Origin of the sequence: Martinezella miluonensis (assembly GCF_900094545.1) — a bacterium.
Classification (GTDB): domain Bacteria; phylum Pseudomonadota; class Alphaproteobacteria; order Rhizobiales; family Rhizobiaceae; genus Rhizobium; species Rhizobium miluonense.
This window is the reverse complement of sequence record NZ_FMAH01000001.1, coordinates 320,671-340,025: the sequence shown is the minus strand read 5'-3', so window position 1 is coordinate 340,025 and position 19,355 is coordinate 320,671. Positions and strand designations below refer to the sequence as shown.

Below are 19,355 nucleotides of genomic sequence, written 5' to 3'. Positions count from 1 at the left end.
GCGCTTGACCCGCGCGATGACCCCTTTTAAAATTAGAATAATTCTAAAATATGAGGTTGCCCCGATGTTGCTTGGCCTGTTCCGTCCGTCGAAACGTCCCTTTACCTCCCTCTCCGAGCAGGAGATTCTGGCAATTGCCATCGCGGCGGAGGAGGACGATTCGCGCATTTACCTCGCCTATGCCGATATCCTGCGCTCGAACTATCCCGAGTCCGCCAAGGTTTTCGAGGACATGGCCGAAGTCGAGGATACCCATCGCAAGACGCTGATCGACATGCATCAGCGCCGCTTCGGCGATCGTATCCCGCTGATCCGGCGCGAGCATGTGCGCGGCTTCTACGAGCGCAAGCCCGATTGGCTGCGCAAGAACCTCTCGCTCGACTCGATTCGCGAGGAGGCCGAGGCGATGGAGCAGCAGGCCTATCATTTCTATGTCGAAGCGGCCAAGCAGGTTTCCGATGCATCGACGCGCCAGCTTCTCGGCGATCTGGCGCTGGCCGAACAGGGCCACGAAGACATTGCCCGGCTGCTGGGAGACAAGCACACGCCGGAGACGGTCAAGCACGAGGAGGATGCGCAGGCGCGTCGTCAGTTCGTGCTGACTTATGTGCAGCCTGGCCTCGCCGGCCTGATGGATGGTTCCGTCTCCACTCTGGCGCCGATCTTCGCTGCTGCCTTCGCCACCCAGCAGACCTGGCAGACCTTTCTGGTCGGCCTGTCGGCCTCGGTCGGCGCCGGCATCTCGATGGGCTTCACCGAGGCGGCACATGACGACGGCAAGATTTCCGGTCGCGGCTCGCCGATCAAGCGCGGCCTTGCCTGCGGCATCATGACCGCGCTCGGCGGTCTCGGCCATGCGCTGCCTTATCTCATCCCGCACTTCTGGACGGCGACGATCACGGCAGCCGTCGTCGTCTTCTTCGAGCTTTGGGCGATCGCCTTCATCCAGAACAAATATATGGAGACGCCGTTCCTGCGCGCTGCCTTCCAGGTCGTTCTCGGCGGTTCGTTGGTGCTTGGCGCCGGCATTCTGATCGGCAACGTCTGATGCCCGGCTGCGGCCTCCCGTTCACGAAATGTTAAAATTGGGAACGCCCGTCGGAGCCATCGGTTAGCGCGAGGCCGCTCTTGGCCTCGTCAAGAACCATTGACGTTCGTGGTGATGACCAATTCGTCCTCATCCGCGTGTGAGGACTGTTATTACACATGAGCAGAAGCGAAAGGCCGGTCCGTTGGGCCGGCCTTCTTGCATCAAGCGAATGGTTCTTGCTTACTTGACGGAGCCGACCAGAACGTCGTTGCCGTTTTCGATGGTGACCCAGCGTCCCGTGTTGAAGCTCGCCTGGCGCTTCAGGTAGGAGTAGGGGGTCTTCGACCAGAGCTTTATCTCGTCTTCGAGGTTGTCGAGGATATAGTCGCCTTGCTTGGTGCGCAGCGTCAGCACCGCGTGGCCTTCGCCATCAGGCTTGCGCACGACCGTCATCAAGAGGTTGGAGGCGGAAATGCCGCTCTGCATCAGCAGCCTGCGCTTCAGCAGGGCGAAATCTTCGCAGTCGCCGGCGGTCTTCGGATATTCCCAATATTCTTCCTGGCCGTAGACTTCCATGTCCGTTGCCGGTCTGATGGTCTTGTTGACGCGTAGATTGACCTGGTTGATCAGCGCCCAGGAGGCGGCGTTCACATCGACGGGACCGACATTGCGGACCGGACCGCATTCGTCGGTATGTCTCTGGCAGAAATCATAGTGCCCGATCGGCTGGGAAGTGACGTTGCCGACCGTCATCGATACGCTCCGTTGAGACGCCGGCATTGCCGCCGAAGACATCGCAATCATAGCAGCGAAGGCAACCAATACGCCCTTAATACGCACGCCCACTATTCCTTGTATCGTCCCTGCATTTGTTAACAAATTGTTAATGTAGCGGGGCCTGACAAGTCAATCGTTACTTAAGTGTTAACGACGGAACCGGCGCGTATGGTTAATTTCGGCACAATCGAGGAGGTAGTTGCCATAATTCTATACCTCCCTGAATTAGGGAGGCGCGCGAAAGCGATGCCCGGCGAGGAGGTTTCGCGGCGGGCTACTTCAAGTATATCAGATTGTTTTTACTGACTATTATGAAGCGCGAGCGTCTCTGCGGCGGTGAGCATGCGCTCCAGATCCTGCGGTCGCGACAGGCGGTGATCGCCATCGCGTACAAGTGTTAACACCACGTCGTCGGCTGGCAAGTGCTCGACCAGCTTTAACGAATGCGAGAAGGGCACGTCGACGTCTTCCATGCCCTGCAGGATGTGCACGGGGCAGCCGGTCTCGATGATGCCGGTGAGCACGCGATTGGCGCGGCCGTCCTCGATCAGGGCGCGGGTGAAGATGTTCGGCTCGGGGCTGTATTCCGACGGTTCCTCGAAATAGCCGCGCTCCGCCAGCGAGCGTCGCTCGACACCCGAGAGGTTCGGCTCGATGAGATCGACGGTGAAGTCGGGCGCGGGCGCGATGAGGACGAGACCGGCGATTGCAGGGGCCTTCTTGCGCTTGCGCAGCTCCTGAATGACCCTGAGCGCAATCCAGCCGCCCATCGACGAGCCGACGAGGACGATCCTCTTCGGCTTGGTATGGTCGACCACCGCGAGCGCCTCTTCCAGCCAGCGCGAGATCGTGCCGTTGGTGAACTTGCCGCCGGATTGACCGTGGCCGGAATAGTCGAAGCGGATACAGCCGAGACCGAGCCGTTCCGCCAGCGCGTCCAGTTCCACCGCCTTGGTGCCGCTCATGTCGGATCGATAGCCGGATAGCCATACGAAGCTGACATTCTTCGCGCCGTTGCCGGCGGCGCGCTCAAGGATCGCGATCTGGCGTTCGCTGTCGCCCGTGCCAACGGAAAGGAAGGTCGGCTGGGTGGCTGTAGCTGCTTCGGACATCAAGAAACTCCCGGAGTTTTTTTGCTCTATAGAACAGATTCGCGCGGGCGTGACCCGAAAAATCCTCGGCTCTTTGCCGCGAGCTTTGGTGTCATTTGGCAATAATACTGTGTCCTTCTCGCATCTCGCGTCTCTATGACACCGTGTTGACACGCGGGAGGTGCTTTTTTCCTGATGTCATGCTATTGACTTCAACATAGCTTTTACGACATTTCCGTCAGTTGCGCTGACGGGGAGCGAGAGGCTGCAGCTATCCGAAACAATTCGTGGAGAATACGACCATTCGCAGACCCTTTAAAACCGATGCGCCCGTAAAGGACGGGCCACGTTCCAACAGGGAAATTCGCATTCCCAAAGTACAGCTCATCGCTGCTGACGGCGCGAATATGGGCATCGTCCCGACCGACCAGGCATTGAGAATGGCAGAGGAGGCCGGTCTCGATCTGGTAGAGATTTCCCCTAATGCTGAACCGCCTGTGTGCAAGATCCTCGATCTGGGCAAGCTGAAATACGCCAACCAGAAGAAGGCCGCCGAGGCGCGCAAGAAGCAGAAGATCGTCGAAGTCAAAGAAATCAAGATGCGCCCCAACATCGACACCCATGACTATGAGGTGAAGATGAAGGCGATCGGTCGCTTCTTTGAAGAAGGTGACAAGGTGAAGGTGACCTTGAAGTTCCGTGGCCGCGAAATGGCCCACCAGGAACTCGGCATGAAGCTTCTTCAGCAGGTCAAGGAAGACACGCTCGAGATCGCCAAGGTGGAAGCCGAGCCGAAGCTCGAAGGCCGCCAGATGATGATGGTGCTTGCGCCGAAGTGAGGCGCAGGTCGATGTAAGAGAGGCCGGAGCCGTCCCATGGGCGGCTTTTTCCTTTTGTCCGCAATATAGTTCTGTCATCGATCTGCAAAGAATCGCGCATCCGGCCCGTTGCACTTGCGGGCAACTGCGGTTATAAGCGCGCGTCCGAACTGACCGGCAGGGCATGCCGTGGCAGTTCAGAATGCTGGCGGGGCGGTTCGTCACCGGATCCGCCGTTCAACAACAAACGCTCCGGCACCTTTTGCAGCCCGGCCTGTCCGGACCTGTAGGAAGGGCTTTTTAGAAAAGCACGCCAGGAAGCATCGAAGGAGTAGCAAAATGCCCAAGATGAAGACGAAGTCCTCTGCCAAGAAGCGGTTTAAGATCACCGCAACCGGCAAGGTCAAGGCCGCCGCTGCTGGCAAGCGCCACGGCATGATCAAGCGTACCAACAAGTTCATTCGCGATGCCCGCGGCACCATGGTTCTCGCAGAACCGGATGGCCGTAAGGTAATCAAGAACTACTTGCCGAACGGTCTCTAAGACTATTCGTAACGCTATAGACTAAGGAGATCATGAAATGGCACGCGTAAAAAGAGGCGTTACCGCCCACGCCAAGCATAAGAAGGTTCTGAAGGCAGCCAAGGGCTTCTACGGCCGCCGCAAGAACACCATCCGCACAGCCAAGGCCGCTGTCGATCGTTCCAAGCAGTACGCTTATCGCGACCGCAAGGTTAACAAGCGCAACTTCCGCGCTCTCTGGATCCAGCGCATCAACGCTGCCGTCCGCGAACACGGCCTGACTTACGGCCGCTTCATCGACGGCCTGACCAAGGCTGGCATCGAAGTTGACCGTAAGGTTCTTTCCGACATGGCAATCCATGAGTCGGAAGCTTTCGGTGCGCTCGTTGCTGCTTCGAAGAAGGCGCTTGAGTACCTCAAGGAAGCCGGCACGAAGAACGAGTTCGAAGCAGCCGTTAACTAACGCTGCCTCGCACGTCTTTCGTAAATTCATTATGAAACCCGCGCTGGCGAAACCGGCGCGGGTTTTGTGTTTTGCAGCATACGCTTTTCCATCGTGTCAGGCTGTCTTGTTGGGCGAGGCTCGAAAAATGGGTCGCGCATCGGGCGACAAGTGGCAAGGACCGCATTCTTGGCGTGTTTTTGTCATTTGCCCGGTTGATTGGCCGCTTGCACATGGATAGTGATCTGCAGCGCCTCATCGTTGCCACAAGCTGTCTGATGCGGGCGTTCATCCATTATTCCGCGGAATGAGCGGCGTTCCAAGCCCGCCGCCCGCAAGGCAGGATCAGATGACGGAACTCGTAACACTTGAAACCCAACTCATGGCCGACGTGGCCGCGGCGACCGACGAGCAGTCGATCGAAGCCGTCAGGGTCGCCGCGCTTGGCAAGAAGGGCTCGGTCTCGGAACTGTTGAAGACGCTGGGCTCGATGTCGCCGGAAGAGCGGCAGACACGCGGCGCAGCGATCAACGCGCTGAAGAATTCCGTCAGTGACGCGATCAACGAGCGTAAGGGCGCGCTGCGGGAGGCCGCGATCGACGCGAAGCTGAAGGCCGAGACCGTCGATGTCAGCCTGCCGGTTCGCTCTTCGCCGGCCGAACGCGGCCGCATCCATCCGATCAGCCAGATCGTCGATGAAATCACCGCCATCTTCGGCGACATGGGCTTCTCGATCGCCGAAGGTCCCGATGTCGAGACCGATTACTATAACTTCACGGCGCTGAACTTCCCCGAAGGGCATCCGGCGCGCGAAATGCACGACACCTTCTTCTTCCAGCCGGACGAGAAGGGTGAGCGCAAGGTGCTGCGCACGCACACCTCGCCGGTGCAGGTGCGCACCATGGAAGCGCAAAAGCCACCGATCCGCATCATCATCCCCGGCAAGACCTATCGCCAGGATAGCGACGCCACCCATTCGCCGATGTTCCATCAGGTCGAAGGCCTCGTCATCGACAAGACGGCCAATGTCGGCAACATCCGCTGGGTGCTGGAGGAATTCTGCAAGACCTTCTTCGAGGTCGACAACGTGACGATGCGCTTCCGCCCGTCCTTCTTCCCGTTCACGGAGCCGTCCTTCGAGGTCGATATCCAGTGCGATCGTTCCGGCCCGATCGTCAAGTTCGGCGAAGGCACCGACTGGATGGAAATCCTCGGCTGCGGCATGGTGCATCCGAACGTGCTGCGCCATGGTGGGCTCGATCCGGACGAATATCAGGGCTTTGCCTGGGGCATGGGCCTCGACCGCATTGCCATGCTGAAATACGGCATGCCCGACCTGCGCGACTTCTTCAACGCCGATGTCCGCTGGATGAACCACTATGGCTTCCGCCCGCTCGATATGCCGACCCTGTTCGGCGGCCTGAGCGCGTAAGGAAGGGATAAAGAACATGAAATTCACACTCTCCTGGCTGAAAGAGCACCTGCAAACCGACGCCACGCTCGACGAGATCTGCGCCCGCCTGACGATGATCGGGCTGGAAGTGGAGGAAGTCGACGATAAGGCGGCGTTCAAGCCCTTCGTCATCGCCAAGGTGCTGTCAGCAGAAAAGCATCCGCAGGCCGACCGCCTGAAGGTGCTGATGGTCGACACCGGCACCGGTTCCCCGGTTCAGGTCGTTTGCGGTGCACCGAATGCACGCGCCGGCCTTATCGGCGCCTTCGCCGCTCCCGGCACCTATGTTCCCGGCATCGACGTGACGCTCGCCATCGGCAACATTCGCGGTGTCGAGAGCCGCGGCATGATGTGCTCGGAAAAGGAACTGGAAATCTCCGACAGCCATGACGGCATCATCGATCTTCCGGAAGATGCGCGCGTCGGCACGAGCTTTGCCGCCTATGCCGGCCTCGACGATCCGATGATCGAGATCAATCTGACGCCGAACCGCCCGGACTGCACCGGCGTCTACGGCATCGCCCGCGATCTCGCCGCATCCGGCCTCGGCACGCTGAAGCCGCGCAGCACGCCGTCCTTCGCCGTCGAAGGCGAAACGACGACTGAGCTGAAGATCGACCTGGACGATGCGCGCCTTTGCCCCGGCTTCGCGCTTCGCCTCGTGCGCGGCGTCAAGAACGGCCCGAGCCCGAAGTGGATGCAGCAGCGCCTGCTCGCCATCGGTCTCCGTCCGATCAGCGCGCTGGTCGACATCACCAATTACATGACCTTCGACCAAGGCCGCCCGATGCACGTCTTCGACGCCGCCAAGGTCAAGGGCAATCTGGTCGTGCGCCGCGCCAGGGACGGTGAGACTGTGCTGGCGCTCGACGAGCGCGAATACAAGCTCAACCCGAGCAATGTCGTCATCTCCGATGATAACGGCGTCGAGTCGATCGGCGGCATCATGGGCGGCGAACATTCCGGCTGCGACGAGAACACCACGGATGTGCTGATCGAGTCGGCGCTCTGGGATCCGATGAACATCGCCAAGAGCGGCCGCAGCCTCGGCATCATCACCGATGCGCGCTATCGTTTCGAGCGCGGCGTCGATCCGGAATATATGGTGCCCGGCCTTGAGCGCACGACCGAGCTGGTGCTTGCCAGCTGCGGCGGGACGGCCGCCAAGGCACGCGTCGAAGGCTATAAGGGCTATGAGGCCAAGGTCGTTGATTTCCCGCTGTCGGAAGTCAAGCGCCTGACCGGCCTTGAAGTCTCCGCCGATGAGAGCAAATCCATCCTGACGAAGCTCGGCTTCTCGGTTTCCGGTTCGGGCGAGCGCATTTCAGTTGCCGTTCCTTCCTGGCGCCCGGATGTCGACGGCAAGGCCGATCTCGTCGAAGAAATCATGCGCATCCACGGCGTCGACAATATCAAGCCGCAGCCGCTTAGCAGCCATGCCGCCGTCAACGGCAAGATCCTGACCACGCTGCAGATCCGCACGCGGACTGCCAAGCGCGCGCTCGCATCGCGTGGCATGCTGGAAGCCGTGACCTGGTCCTTCATCTCCGAAGATCAGGCCAGGCTCTTCGGCGGCGGCTCCAACGCGCTGAAGCTCGCCAATCCGATCGCCGCCGACATGTCCGACATGCGCCCTTCGCTGCTGCCAGGGCTCCTGTCGGCTGCGCAGCGCAATGCCGACAAGGGCTACGGCGACGTCGCGATCTTCGAAGTCTCCGGCACCTATGAGAACGACACGCCCGAGGGCCAGCGTCGCGTGGCCGGCGGCATCCGCCGCGGCACGGCAACGCTTGCCGGCGTCGGCCGCATGTGGTCGAACGCTGCCAAGGGCGGCGGCAAGCCGGTCGACGTCTTCGACGCCAAGGCCGATGCGCTGGCGGTGCTCGAAGCCTGCGGCCTGCCGATGGGCAATATCCAGATCGAGCAGGGCAGTCCGGCCTGGTATCATCCCGGTCGTTCCGGCACCATCAAGATGGGCCCGAAGGTCGTGCTCGGCTATTTCGGCGAATTCCATCCGAAGACGCTGGAAGCGCTCGATGTCTCCGGCGCGCTTGCCGGCTTCGAAGTCTATGTCGATGCCATGCCCGAACCGAAGAAGAAGGCGACCCGCACCAAGCCGGCGCTGGAGCTTTCTCCGTTCCAGGCCGTCAAGCGCGACTTCGCTTTCGTTGTCGACAAGTCGGTGGAAGCTGGCGCCGTCGTCCGCGCTGCTGCCGGTGCCGACCGCAAGCTGGTAACCGGCGTCAACGTTTTTGACATTTTCGAAGGTGCGTCGCTCGGCGAAGACAAGAAGTCCATCGCCATCGAGGTGCAGATCCAGCCGGCCGAGCGGACGCTCACCGACGAGGATTTCGAAGTGCTGACACAGAAGATTGTGTCGAACGTGACGAAGTCGACGGGTGGGGTGCTGAGAGGGTAATCGGCTGCTGCCGAGTTCGCGGAGAGCTCGGCACCCCCCTCTGTCCCTTCGGGACATCTCCCCCACAAGGGGGGAGATTGGTAACCTTCGGCACTCTTTCGCCTCAAGCTGACATCGCATCTGTTGAAACCGAGGTTTCTGCTTTAACGAGGATAAGCAGCAAACTCCCACTGATCTCCCCCCTTGTGGGGGAGATGTCGCGACAGCGACAGAGGGGGGTATCAGAGGCTCGGCATATTCGGTGTCGCATCATCTACCGATGCAGATGATAGACCTTGTTCACGATGCTCCACCGCCCATCGATCTTCAGCAATGACAGATAGTCCGAAAAGCGCATGCCGGCGAATTCGTCAACGACCTTGACGCTGGCCGCATCGCCTTCGATGTCGATCAGCTCGATCTCCATCAAAGGTATAGTGCCGGGCGGGGCGCTGCCTTCTTCCACGATCGCAGTGATGAATTCATCCCGCGTCATCCATTCGACCACACCCTGATAATTGCCGATGATATCAGCGCGCGGATGCAGTGCCTTGCGCAGCGCCGGCTCATTCGCGAATGCCATGCCATCGACATAGAGGTGAACAACCGCACGGATTGCCTGCTCTTCCGACATCTCGCCATTCCTCGTTTGAGTCATGTCTGACGCATGTCGCGCAAAAGTGTGCAGCGGTTTTGCGATAACGACATGCGAAACATCAAAACTTAAAGCGCACATAGCGAATCTGAAAGATCGCGACGCGCTTTAAGATACCATAGGCTATGCAGGCTGGCAAAAATACGACAGTGCGGTCACGAGGATTTGCTACTGCATAATTCCCTAAATCGAAATCGATTTAAGGATAAAATTATGCAGCAGATCTAAAGTGCTACAGCGACCTTTGCGCGTCACATGTGACGCGCGGGGCTGTAGGCTCTATTCGACAAAAACCCGCACGCTTGCGGCTCGGCCGGCGGCGTCGATGACCGTCAGCGTCGAATAGCCGGCGCCATCGGGCGTCCATTGGTTGGTGCGGCGGCGCGAAAGTTCGGGCAGTGGCTTGCCGTTGGCGAGCCATCGAAACGGTGCCCGTCCGCCCTGCAGCTTCAGCGCTAGCGGCGCGATCTGATCGACACCGCTGCTCGCCCCGAGATCGACGCGCGCGCCTTCGGGCGGATAGACGATCTGTGGCGCCGGCTCGCGGCTCGAAGCGGCCAGCAGCCCGGCGGCCGTAACGGAAAAGCGCCGCTGGCTGATAGGCAGTTCGGTCGCTGAGATGCGCACCGCCCCCATGGGCGTCGGGGGGAAAGGCGTGATGGCGACGCCTGACTTGGCGAAGGCCTCGAACAGGATGGGTGCCGCCGATACATAGCCTGCCAACCCTGGAACCGCGCCATTGTCCGGCCGGCCGACCCAGACGCCGAGCACATGCGCGCCGTCATAGCCGATCGACCATGCGTCGCGATTGCCGTAGCTGGTGCCAGTCTTGTAGGCGATGCCGAGCTGCTTGCTGCCGCGCGGTGCGATGATATCCGAGAGAATGTCGGTGATGTTCCAGACTGCGATCGGCTCCATCAGCGGCTCGCCGTCGATCGGTCCCGGCTGGTCCTGAACGCCATCGCCGATCCGCATGGGTTTGCCGCGATTGGCAAGCCCTGCATAGAGCTGCACGAGGTCCTTAAGGGTGACGCCGACGCCGCCGAGGCCGATGGCAAGGCCGGGCGCTTCGTTCGGCGGCAGTTTCGGCTTCACCTCGGCGCGGCGGAAGCGCACCAGCAGCCGGGTCGGCCCGACAGCATCGAGCAGCCGCACGGCCGGCACGTTGAGCGACAGCTGCAGCGCCTGGCGCACGCTCACATCACCCTGGTAGGTCATATCGAAATTACGGGGGCGGTAGCCGTAGAAATCGGCCGGGCGATCCTCGATGATCGTCTCCTGGGCCACATAGCCCTGCTCGAAAGCAAGGCCGTAGATGAAAGGCTTCAAGGTCGAGCCGGGCGAGCGCAGCACGCGGGTCATGTCGACCCATCCCGAGCGGCTGGAATCGAAATAGTTGGCCGAGCCAACTTCGCCGATGATCTCGCCCGTCTTGGCATCGGCCATGATCATGGCCACCGATACTTTTGGCCCGAGCCGCTTTGCCGCCGCGTCTGCGACGGCTTCCAGCCCCTGCTGCACACTGCGGCGCAGGGTCGTCCGATGCTGGATGACGCCGGGCTGCTTCTTGAGAGCGAGTTCGGCGAGATGCGCCGCAAAGGCAGGCAGCTGCCGCCGGTCGGCCGGGATGGGTGTCAGCGCAGCGCGCTCGGCTTCCCCTTCGCCAATGATGGTGGCGACGGCAGCGCGCTCGAGCACGCGGTGGCGGGCAGCCTGTGCGGTCGCAAGATTGCGGTCCGGCCGGCGCTTTTCCGGCAGCTGCGGCAGGGCGACGAGTAGGGCGGATTGCGCCACGCTCAGATGGCGCGGCTCCTTGCCGAAATAAGCAAGGCTTGCCGCCCGAACGCCCTCCAGATTGCCGCCGTAGGGCGCATGCGTCAGGTAGAGATCGAGGATCTGCTCCTTGCTGAGCCGCTGCTCGATCTGGATGGCACGGACGATCTGCAGAAGCTTCGCCGTTACCGACCGCTCGCTGCGCGGCTCGATCAGACGCGCCACCTGCATGGAAAGCGTCGAGCCGCCCGAGACGATGCGGCCATGCGTGACGAGCTGCATGAAGGCGCGGCCGATCGCTATGGGGTCGACGCCGTGATGATCGTAGAAGCGCCGATCCTCATAGGCGACGAGCATGCGCAGATATTGCGGATCGACATCGGCAAACCCTGTCTTCAGCCGCCAGCGCCCCTCTGGCGTGGCGAAGGCGCGCAGGAGATCGCCATTGGCATCGAGTACCTCGGCCGAGACCAGGCGGGCATTGTCCAGTGGCGGCGGAAAGGCGCGGTCCGCGGCCTTAAGGCCGAAGACCAGAGCCACCGCCGTCAAGGCAGTGGCTCCAAGGCCGATCGCAATCTTCCATCGTGCTTTCATGGCTGCACTTACTGCTGGGCGGCCAGCACCTCCATGCGGCCCATCGCTGTACGGGCCGAGGACTGCGGACGATACATGTCCTCGACGCTCGCGGCCGGATGGTCGTAGACGCCGGGTGTAACGGCGCGCACGACATAGGCGAAGCTCAGGTCGCGGTTAGCGCCGTAGGTCTGGTCGAAGGCGGCAACGAAGCGATCGTAGCGGAACTCGACATGGGCCGGCTGCACATCGCTCAGCCAGTCGAAATTCGAAAGCTGGGCGCTGCTGACAATGCTCGGATTGTCGATTTCGAAGCCCGCAGGCAGGAGATCGGTCACGAGAAGGCGCTGCGGCCAGTCATTGTCGCCTATGACGTGCAGCACGACGACATAGCGCTCGTTCTGCTGTGCCTGGCTGACATTCGCCTCTTCGCCATCGAGCGTGTAGTACTTGCGCTCGATCTTGAAGCCATTACCACCGGCGGGCAATGGTGCAGCCGGAGCGGCGACAGAGGTGACGGCCGCAGACAGCGGCTGGCGCGTCGTGTTGGTGACGGTCAGCGGATGGCCCATCAGGGCATCGCCCGACATTTGCGCCATGTAGGTGCCGGTATGGGCAGCGCCGTTGACGTCGAGCGTCAGGCCGTCATCGCCATTCTGCAGGGCGCGGGCAGCGAGCAGCATCCAGGTCTGTTCCTGCGTGCTGGTATACTTCCGGCTCTGCCAATCCTTGGCGACGACGCTTGCGAGATCGGGAATGATCGGCGGGACAGGGCGGCTTTCGGCGGCAAGCGCCAGCACGGCGGCACCGTCGCGCAGCGACGAACCGTAATCCGAACGGGCGAAACTGACCTTGGTGACGGCCGCCTTCTGCGACATCTGCAAGGCATCGACGAAGATGTTGCGCGAGCGCTGTGCGTCTCCATAGAGCGCCAGAGCCGCAGCCAGATGCGCCTTGGACAGCGGCGTCGGGAAGTCGTTCAGCATCGTGTCGGCATAATAGCGCAGATCGCTGATCGAGGCCTTCTTGTTGCGTGCCAGCACGTAGAGCGCATAGGCGATCTCGTTGCCGTTATCCTTGACGTTGGTGTTGGCGCTCAGCGCGTTCTGGAGATTTTCCAGGGCCTGCACCATGGCCTGATCCGGCACGCTGTACTTCTGCTCGCGCGCACGGGTCAGGAAGTCGGTCACATAGGCATCGAGCCAGAGATCGCCCGAGCCGGGGGCCCAGAGGCCGAAGCTGCCGGTCGAGGACTGGTAGGACATTTCACGATAGATGGCGTCCTGCACGCGCTTGCGGATTTCGGTGTCGTCCGCAAGGCCGTTCTTGATCGCCATGTCGCTGAAATAGAGCAGCGGCAGCGCGCTGCTCGCCGTTTGTTCGGCGCAGCCATAGGGATAGCGGCTGAGGCTCATCAGCAGCGCCGGCACGTCGAAGGCGCTGGAGCGGCTGACATTGACGCTGACCGAGGCGCCCGGCAGCACGCTGTCGGCAAGAAGGTCGGCATTGACGGTCAGGCTTTTGCCGGGCGCCAGCGCGATGAGACGCCGTTCGGTGACCGGCAGCTGTGCAGGGCGAACGGGGATGTCGACCGATTGATCGAGCGAGAGTCCCGAAGCATTCGACAGCTTGATCGAGACCGTGCCGTCGCCGGGCTTCCCGCCGGTGAGCGGCAGGGTGATGTTGTATTTGCCGCCGGCCTGCAGGTTGATCTTCTGCTGCGTGGCACTTTCATCCACGCTCACGGCACTGTTGCCCGTAACCGCGAGCGTATACTCGCCGGCGGGGGCGTCGGTGTTGGCAACATCGAGACGCAGGTTCGCCTTGTCCCCCGGTGCGAGGAACTTCGGCAGGCTGGCCGTGACGACGACCGGATCGCGGATGATCACGTCCTGCGTCGCATGCCCCACGCCTGCCTTCGACCATGCCACAGCCATCAGCCTTGCCGTGCCGTTGAACTGCGGGATGTCGAAGCTGACATTGGCCTTGCCGCTGGCGTCGAGCTTGACCGGGCCTGAGAAGAAGGCGACCAGCTTTTCCGTCGGCGGGCTCGCGGACAGGGCGGCTTGTCCGCCGTCACCGCCGGTGCGCAGCTTGCCGGTCGCGCCGAGCGAGCCGTCGATGAGGCGACCGTAGATGTCGCGGATTTCAAGGCCGAGCTGGCGCTGGCCGTAATACCACTCGTCCGGTGCTGGCGGCTGGTAGCGCGTCAGGTTGAGGATGCCGACATCGACGGCGGCAACCGTGACGTAAGCGTCTTCATCGGCGCCGGCGCCCGATACCTGCACGCCGATGGTCAGTGGCTGGCGAGGCAAGGTCTTCTGCGGCGCGTCGAGCTTGATCTGCAGCTTGCGCTCGCCGGGATCGACCGGCGCCCATTTGATGCCGATGGCGCGCATCGGCATGCGGCTTTCCTGCGCTTCACCGGGGCGGAAGAGGGTGGCGGTCAGATAGGTGCCGGCACCCCAATCGGCTGTTACCGGGATGTCGACTTCGCCGCCCGTGGCGCCGATATCGGCACTGGTGACCGAAATCAGCGTTTCGGAGCCGGCTGTCACCATCAACTGGCCGGCATAGCGCGACGTCACCTTCAGCTTGGCGGTGTCGCCGACATGATAGCTTGCCTTGTCGAGCGCGATTTCCAGTGCATCCGGCGTTTCCGTCGAGGTGGAGGCGACATACCAGCCGGCATTGAATTCGATGCTCGTTTCAGGGCCGTTGGCATCGGCGGTGGAAACTTCCAGCCGGTAGCGGCCCCAGGTGACGGGCATGGAAATTGCCGCGCCATCGGTCGTGGCGTTCACCGTGCCGACCGCCACCTGCTTGGTGGACATGATCGGCTCATATTTCCAGCTATTGCCGTCGCGATACCATTGATAATTGCGCTCGACGCTGAGCAGCTTCCAGGTCAGGCCCTGCATGGCTTGCTTCTGGCCGTTGGCATCGACAGCGATGACGTGGAAGTTGCCGATGGCATTCTCGCCAAGATCGCCGTCGAATTCCGGCTTGATGCCGATGCGCGGACCATCTGCCTTGACGGGCAGCGTCAGCGAGCGCTCGACGGCGCGGCCACCGGCTTCCTGCATGCGAACGGTGATGTTGGCGTTCAGCAGCTGCGTGGTCGAAGGTGTGTCGTTGATGGTGACGTTGAAGGTGGTCTTGCCGTCTTCGTCCAGCGCCTGCAGGTCTTCGAGCGGCACCTGCGTGCTCTCGGCCTTGCTGTCGCCGCCGCTGCTGTCGTCGTCATTGTTTGCATTTGCCTTGCCGGCGCCTTCGTCGGCGAGGCCGAACTGATAGCCCTTGTAGGCATCGCTCTGGCGCGTCGGCTTCAGCGTCACTTCGCCTTCGAGGTTGAGGCCGGCTGCCGGAGCGCCATAGAGGTAGCGTCCGTCGACATTGATCGGCGTCGGCTGGCCGACTTCGATTTCCTTGGCATCGCTCTTCATATCGAATTCGATGCGATCCGGCACGAAGTCGTCGACGAGGAAGGTCTGCGAGCCGATGGAAGAGCCCTTCGGGTCAGTATAGATGTTCATCGTCCAGGTGCCGCGCATTGATGTCTGCTGCAGCGGCAGGTCGACATTGTAGCCGCCGAGCTTGCCGCCGTCCGTGACGATACGGCGGTCCTCGACGCCATCGGGGCGGAGGAAGACGAAGGTAAGCGGCAGCTTTTCGACCGCCGTCGAGCTGACGTCGCGGGCAAGAGCCGAGGCATGCACCGTTTCGCCGGCGCGGTAGATGCCGCGTTCCGTCCATGTCAGCAGGTCGATCGCGCCGGGCGCGGTTCTGCCGGCAACGCCGCGGTCGGAAAGATCGAAGCCTGCGCGCGTCATGTCGAGGAAGACATAATCCTGATCGCCATTCTGCGCGGTGATGACGGCTGGCGTCATCCCCGCCGTGCCGCGCATCAGGCCTGCGCTGAAGGTGGCGCGGCCCTTGTCATCGGTCTTTGCGGTGCCGAGGATTTCATTGTTCTTGGCAAGCAGCTGCAGCTGCACGCCGGCAAGCGGCTTGGCGCTGCCGAGCGAGCGGGCAAAAACATTCAGCCCGTCGGTGCCGGCATAGGTGGTGACGCCGATATCGGAAACCACGAACCATTGTGTAGCCTGCGGATCCCATTCATGGCCGCTGTTGGGCGCAACCGCCGTCAGCACATAGACGCCGGGCTTGCGCTTCGGCAGCGCCTCGTCGACCGGGAAGCTGGTCGCGACATCCTTGTTGAGCTCCTGCTTGATCTCGATGGAGCCCTGCCAGACCAGTTCGCCATTGGTGTCCTGAATGGTCTGGGCACTGTAGTTGTCCATCTGTGTCAGGAACTGCGATCCATTGAGGAGCTGCGCAATGTTGCGATCGCCGATGCGGTAGAGCTTGAGATTGGCCGTGTTGGCATTGACGGAGACGATCGGAATGCCGCGGCGTGCGGTGGAGGGCAGCACGAAATTGTCGCCCGTGAAGCGCAGCGAGGCCGTGCGATCCTTGACGTAGACGTCGACATTGACCTGGGAGGCAAGGTTTTCATCCACGGAGGAGGGCAGACCGGCGCGCAGCGAAATGCGGTAATGTTGTCCGAATTCCAGGCCCTCGACGCAGATCTGGTTGTCCTTGGCATCGACGCCCTTCGGTGCCGCGCCGTTGAGGGTGACGAAAGGCGTGTAGTCAACGCCGCTCTTCACCAGCTTTTCGGAGAATTGCACGCAGGCGCGTGGCGAAGCGTTGTCGTTGTCGAGCGTGTTGCCGGTGACGCGGAAGCCCTGGCGGGCCAGAAGATCGTTATAGGCCGCCTGGACAGCGGCGGAGCTGACGAGATTAAGGCTCGCCTTGTAGGCGCCGAGCGCCGGGCGATAGTTCTGCGCGTTCTTCAGCGCCTCGGCGAGAACTGCGAGCGCATCGGCGCGGCTGCTCGTCGTGCGGGTCAGCTGGTAGCCGTTGAGCGCCGCATAGGCCGCCCTGGTGGCGACGGACGTATCGTTCGTGACGGTATTGGCGGCGCGCGCCATTTCGACCCAGAGATCGCCATTGTCCGGGCTGAGCGAGAGCGCCCCCTGGAATGCGTTGAGGGCATTGTTGACGTTGCCGGAGGTCAGCTCGATACGGCCGAGCGCGATCAGGCTTTCGACGCCCTGGCCTTTCAACTCGCTGCCGAGCGTCAGCGTGCTCTTGGCGTCGCGCGCGCTTTTAACGAAATCGTCCGACAGGAAGGAAAGGGCGGGGGCAGCACCAATGTCCGGTTCCGTGACGGCAGCCGTCTCGACGATCTTGCCGGCGATCGCGCCAGGGAAGCTGTTGAGCTGGTTGAAGTCGGACTTCATGAAGCACCATTTCACCTTGGGATTGTAGGTGAAGGCCTTGCAGGATTTGTCGCCGATGCAGGACGCGGAGCATTGGTCCAGCGTGACGTTCTGCTCGGTGCGCAGATCGAAACCGAAGTAATCGCCATCCTTCGTGGTGACCACCTGGCGCTTGACGTCAGCCGCGGCCGAAAGGCTCAGAGATGCGAAAGTGGCGAGAAGAAAAGTAGAGAAGCCGATAAACGCGCGCTTAGACATAAGTCCTCCCAACGCTGCCCCGTTTTTGATGGCGCAATCTTCAAATTTCAGACCCGTTTGTCAACCGAGCGTGGAGAGATGGCAAAGATTTACGCCTATGACGATCTTTCTAGGAGCTTGAAAGAACCTGCAAATCAGACGATCCGCATATTCCGCTACCTCTTGGGAGAACTTCACTTTTCTTTTCAGTCCCAAAATGACACCGGCCTTGATGGCCGGTGTCTTCGTTCAGCCGATGGCAGTGCCTCAATTGTCATATATTCGTCATGGCAAGGGAGGCATCGCTATACCGCTTGCCGGCGACGTTCTCGGGCGCGATGATGTCGCCAAGTTCCTTCACTTCCTGTTGCGAAAGCACGATATCGGCAGCTGCTGCATTCTGCTCGAGGTGATGCAGCTTGCGGGCGCCGGGGATCGGCACGATGTCGTCGCCCTGGTGCAGCACCCATGCGAGCGCCAGTTGTGCCGCCGTGATGCCCTTTTCCTCGGCAAGTGATTGCAACCTGGCGACCAGAGCCGCGTTGGCATCGAAATTCTCGCTCTGGAAGCGCGGCAGCGATCGGCGGAAATCGTCGGTGGCCAGATCATCCGTCTTTTGGATCGCACCGGTCAGAAAGCCGCGGCCGAGTGGGCTGTAGGGCACGAAGCCGATGCCGAGTTCGCGACACGTGGCAAGCACGTCCTCCTCCGGATCGCGGGTCCACAGCGAATATTCGCTCTGCACTGCGGCGATCGGATGCACCGCATGGGCGCGGCGGATGGTAGCCGAACCGGCCTCGGAAAGGCCGAGCGCCCGCACCTTGCCCTCTCTCACCAGCTCCGCCATGGCGCCGACCGTGTCTTCGATCGGCACGTTCGGATCGACGCGATGCTGGTAGAAGAGGTCGATGACATCGGTGCCGAGCCGCTTCAGCGAAGCCTCGGCGACTTCCTTGACGTGTTCGGGCCGGCTGTCGACGCCGATCATCGCGGCCGGACCGGTTTTGGTATGGTCGAGCTTGAAGCCGAATTTGGTGGCGATAACCACGCGATCACGAACCGGCTTCAGCGTGTGGCCGAGCAGCTCCTCGTTAGTGAAGGGGCCATAGGTTTCGGCGGTGTCGAAAAAGGTGACGCCGAGATCAACGGCGCGAAGGAGCGTCTTCACGGATTCCGCCTCGTCGGCCGAGCCATAGGCAAAGCTCATGCCCATGCAGCCGAGTCCAACGGCGGAAACGGTGAGATCCTTACCAAGCCTGCGGGTTTTCATGGTCTATTCCTCTTGAGCCTTATGGGAGTGGCAGGGGGCTTATGTCCGCTGCCTACGAGCTCAAGGTAGGGTTCCGCATAATGAATGAAAATCCATGCAAATCCTTACAGGCTGTTCTATAATATAGATCAATGAATCGAACCCAGCTCTCCCAACTCGCGGTTTTTGCCGCCGTCGCCGCACATCGCAGCTTCCGCGCTGCCGGCAAGGAACTGTCGATCGCTCCGTCCGCGGTCAGCCATGCCGTTTCCAGCCTTGAAGAAAGTCTTGGCGTGCGGCTGCTTGCCCGCACCACGCGCAGCGTGCTCCCGACCGAGGAAGGCCAGGCGCTGCTCCAGCGGCTGGCGCCGGCTCTGGAGGAGATCGACATCGCGCTGGAGGACACCCTTGCGACCCGTGGCCGCCCGGCCGGTACGTTGCGCATCACCGCCCCGCGCTTTGCCTCGGATCTCCTGATGGCGCCGCGGCTCGGCGATTTCCTCAATACCTACCCGGACATCACGCTGGAAATCGCCAATGAGGATGGCTTCAGCAATATCGTCAAGGAAGGCTACGATGCCGGAATCCGGCTGGCGGAAAGCATCGAGGGCGACATGATCGCGGTGAAGGTCTCGCCTGATATACGCACCGTCATCGCCGGCTCCCCGGCCTATTTCGAGAAGCATCCGAAGCCTCTGCATCCGCGCGATCTCGTTCATCACCGCTGCATCAAGCGGCGATTTACCGATGGCTCGCTCTATCGCTGGGAGTTCGAGAAGGATGGCCGCGAGCTGGTCGTCGCCATCGATGGCCCCCTGATCGTGATCGAGGATCGGCTCGGGGTTTTGGCAGCCGTCAACGGCGCCGGCCTCGCCTATCTCTTCGACATACGCGTGCAGCAGGAGCTGGCCGAAGGCAAGCTCATCCGCGTGCTCGAGGATTGGTGCCCACCCTATCCTGGCTTCTGCATCTATTATCCGAGCCGCCGCCAGATGCGCCCGGCGCTCAGAGCCTTCATCGATTTCTTTAAATATACTGGGCCTTAGAGC

13 protein-coding genes are annotated in these 19,355 nt (G+C 61.5%); 7 read left to right on the top strand and 6 right to left on the bottom strand.

The genetic code is table 11. From position 1 onward, the window contains the following. The first annotated feature begins 64 nt into the window (after window positions 1-64). Complete coding sequence (gene mbfA, locus GA0061102_RS01695) at window positions 65-1,048, top strand: iron exporter MbfA (protein ID WP_092843407.1); 984 nt, start codon at window positions 65-67, stop codon at window positions 1,046-1,048. 222 nt (window positions 1,049-1,270) lie between these two features. Here the strand turns inward: mbfA and GA0061102_RS01690 are convergent, their stop codons facing one another. Continuing rightward, window positions 1,271-1,870, bottom strand: coding sequence for a transglutaminase-like cysteine peptidase (locus GA0061102_RS01690; protein WP_092843405.1), 600 nt, complete (start codon window positions 1,868-1,870; stop codon window positions 1,271-1,273). Between the two features lie 236 nt (window positions 1,871-2,106). Continuing rightward, window positions 2,107-2,919 (bottom strand): alpha/beta hydrolase, encoded by an 813-nt coding sequence (locus GA0061102_RS01685; protein ID WP_092843403.1) that lies wholly within the window; start codon window positions 2,917-2,919, stop codon window positions 2,107-2,109. A gap of 281 nt (window positions 2,920-3,200) precedes the next feature. Here GA0061102_RS01685 and infC point away from each other — a divergent pair, with 281 nt between their 5' ends. The 5 genes from infC to pheT all read left to right on the top strand — a co-directional run bounded on the left by infC (window position 3,201) and on the right by pheT (window position 8,552). Next, window positions 3,201-3,737: a translation initiation factor IF-3 gene (gene infC, locus GA0061102_RS01680; protein WP_028750883.1), complete on the top strand. Its 537-nt coding sequence runs from the start codon at window positions 3,201-3,203 to the stop codon at window positions 3,735-3,737. A 318-nt stretch (window positions 3,738-4,055) separates the two neighbouring features. After that, a complete protein-coding gene (rpmI, locus tag GA0061102_RS01670) occupies window positions 4,056-4,259 on the top strand; it encodes a 50S ribosomal protein L35 (RefSeq protein WP_003570998.1) in 204 nt (67 codons plus the stop codon). A gap of 37 nt (window positions 4,260-4,296) precedes the next feature. Continuing rightward, window positions 4,297-4,701, top strand: a complete 405-nt coding sequence (rplT, locus tag GA0061102_RS01665) for a 50S ribosomal protein L20 (RefSeq protein ID WP_004108079.1) — start codon at window positions 4,297-4,299, stop codon at window positions 4,699-4,701. A gap of 328 nt (window positions 4,702-5,029) precedes the next feature. Then, on the top strand, window positions 5,030-6,112 hold the full coding sequence (gene pheS / locus GA0061102_RS01655) for a phenylalanine--tRNA ligase subunit alpha (RefSeq protein ID WP_092843399.1): 1,083 nt from the start codon (window positions 5,030-5,032) through the stop codon (window positions 6,110-6,112). A gap of 16 nt (window positions 6,113-6,128) precedes the next feature. Beyond that, window positions 6,129-8,552 carry a phenylalanine--tRNA ligase subunit beta gene (pheT, locus tag GA0061102_RS01650; RefSeq protein WP_092843397.1) on the top strand — a complete coding sequence of 808 codons (2,424 nt, stop codon included), beginning with the start codon at window positions 6,129-6,131 and terminating at the stop codon, window positions 8,550-8,552. A gap of 253 nt (window positions 8,553-8,805) precedes the next feature. On the opposite strand, the gene GA0061102_RS01645 is transcribed toward pheT, so the two are convergent. From GA0061102_RS01645 to GA0061102_RS01630, 4 genes are all read right to left on the bottom strand, one after another. Then, on the bottom strand, window positions 8,806-9,165 hold the full coding sequence (locus GA0061102_RS01645) for a nuclear transport factor 2 family protein (RefSeq protein WP_092843395.1): 360 nt from the start codon (window positions 9,163-9,165) through the stop codon (window positions 8,806-8,808). Window positions 9,166-9,465: 300 nt separating this feature from the next. Next, window positions 9,466-11,553 carry a penicillin-binding protein 1C gene (gene pbpC / locus GA0061102_RS01640; protein ID WP_092843393.1) on the bottom strand — a complete coding sequence of 696 codons (2,088 nt, stop codon included), beginning with the start codon at window positions 11,551-11,553 and terminating at the stop codon, window positions 9,466-9,468. Between the two features lie 8 nt (window positions 11,554-11,561). Beyond that, a complete protein-coding gene (locus GA0061102_RS01635) occupies window positions 11,562-17,078 on the bottom strand; it encodes an alpha-2-macroglobulin family protein (protein WP_092843391.1) in 5,517 nt (1,838 codons plus the stop codon). 253 nt (window positions 17,079-17,331) lie between these two features. Then, the gene (locus GA0061102_RS01630) at window positions 17,332-18,327 is read right to left on the bottom strand and encodes an aldo/keto reductase (RefSeq protein WP_092843389.1); all 996 of its coding nucleotides are present in this window, start codon (window positions 18,325-18,327) and stop codon (window positions 17,332-17,334) included. 131 nt (window positions 18,328-18,458) lie between these two features. Here GA0061102_RS01630 and GA0061102_RS01625 point away from each other — a divergent pair, with 131 nt between their 5' ends. After that, entirely contained in the window at window positions 18,459-19,352 is an 894-nt protein-coding gene (locus tag GA0061102_RS01625) for a LysR family transcriptional regulator (RefSeq protein WP_092843387.1), read from the top strand. Window positions 19,353-19,355 lie beyond the last annotated feature (3 nt).

What these genes read in the sequence shown, in the direction of transcription:
- rpmI (WP_003570998.1), top strand. Translation starts at nt 4,056, where the DNA reads ATGCCCAAGATGAAGACGAAGTCCTCTGCCAAGAAGCGGTTTAAGATC.
- pheS (WP_092843399.1), top strand. Translation starts at nt 5,030, where the DNA reads ATGACGGAACTCGTAACACTTGAAACCCAACTCATGGCCGACGTGGCC.
- rplT (WP_004108079.1), top strand. Translation starts at nt 4,297, where the DNA reads ATGGCACGCGTAAAAAGAGGCGTTACCGCCCACGCCAAGCATAAGAAG.
- GA0061102_RS01645 (WP_092843395.1), bottom strand. Translation starts at nt 9,165, where the DNA reads ATGTCGGAAGAGCAGGCAATCCGTGCGGTTGTTCACCTCTATGTCGAT.
- GA0061102_RS01625 (WP_092843387.1), top strand. Translation starts at nt 18,459, where the DNA reads ATGAATCGAACCCAGCTCTCCCAACTCGCGGTTTTTGCCGCCGTCGCC.
- pheT (WP_092843397.1), top strand. Translation starts at nt 6,129, where the DNA reads ATGAAATTCACACTCTCCTGGCTGAAAGAGCACCTGCAAACCGACGCC.
- GA0061102_RS01685 (WP_092843403.1), bottom strand. Translation starts at nt 2,919, where the DNA reads ATGTCCGAAGCAGCTACAGCCACCCAGCCGACCTTCCTTTCCGTTGGC.
- pbpC (WP_092843393.1), bottom strand. Translation starts at nt 11,553, where the DNA reads ATGAAAGCACGATGGAAGATTGCGATCGGCCTTGGAGCCACTGCCTTG.
- GA0061102_RS01630 (WP_092843389.1), bottom strand. Translation starts at nt 18,327, where the DNA reads ATGAAAACCCGCAGGCTTGGTAAGGATCTCACCGTTTCCGCCGTTGGA.
- GA0061102_RS01635 (WP_092843391.1), bottom strand. Translation starts at nt 17,078, where the DNA reads ATGTCTAAGCGCGCGTTTATCGGCTTCTCTACTTTTCTTCTCGCCACT.
- mbfA (WP_092843407.1), top strand. Translation starts at nt 65, where the DNA reads ATGTTGCTTGGCCTGTTCCGTCCGTCGAAACGTCCCTTTACCTCCCTC.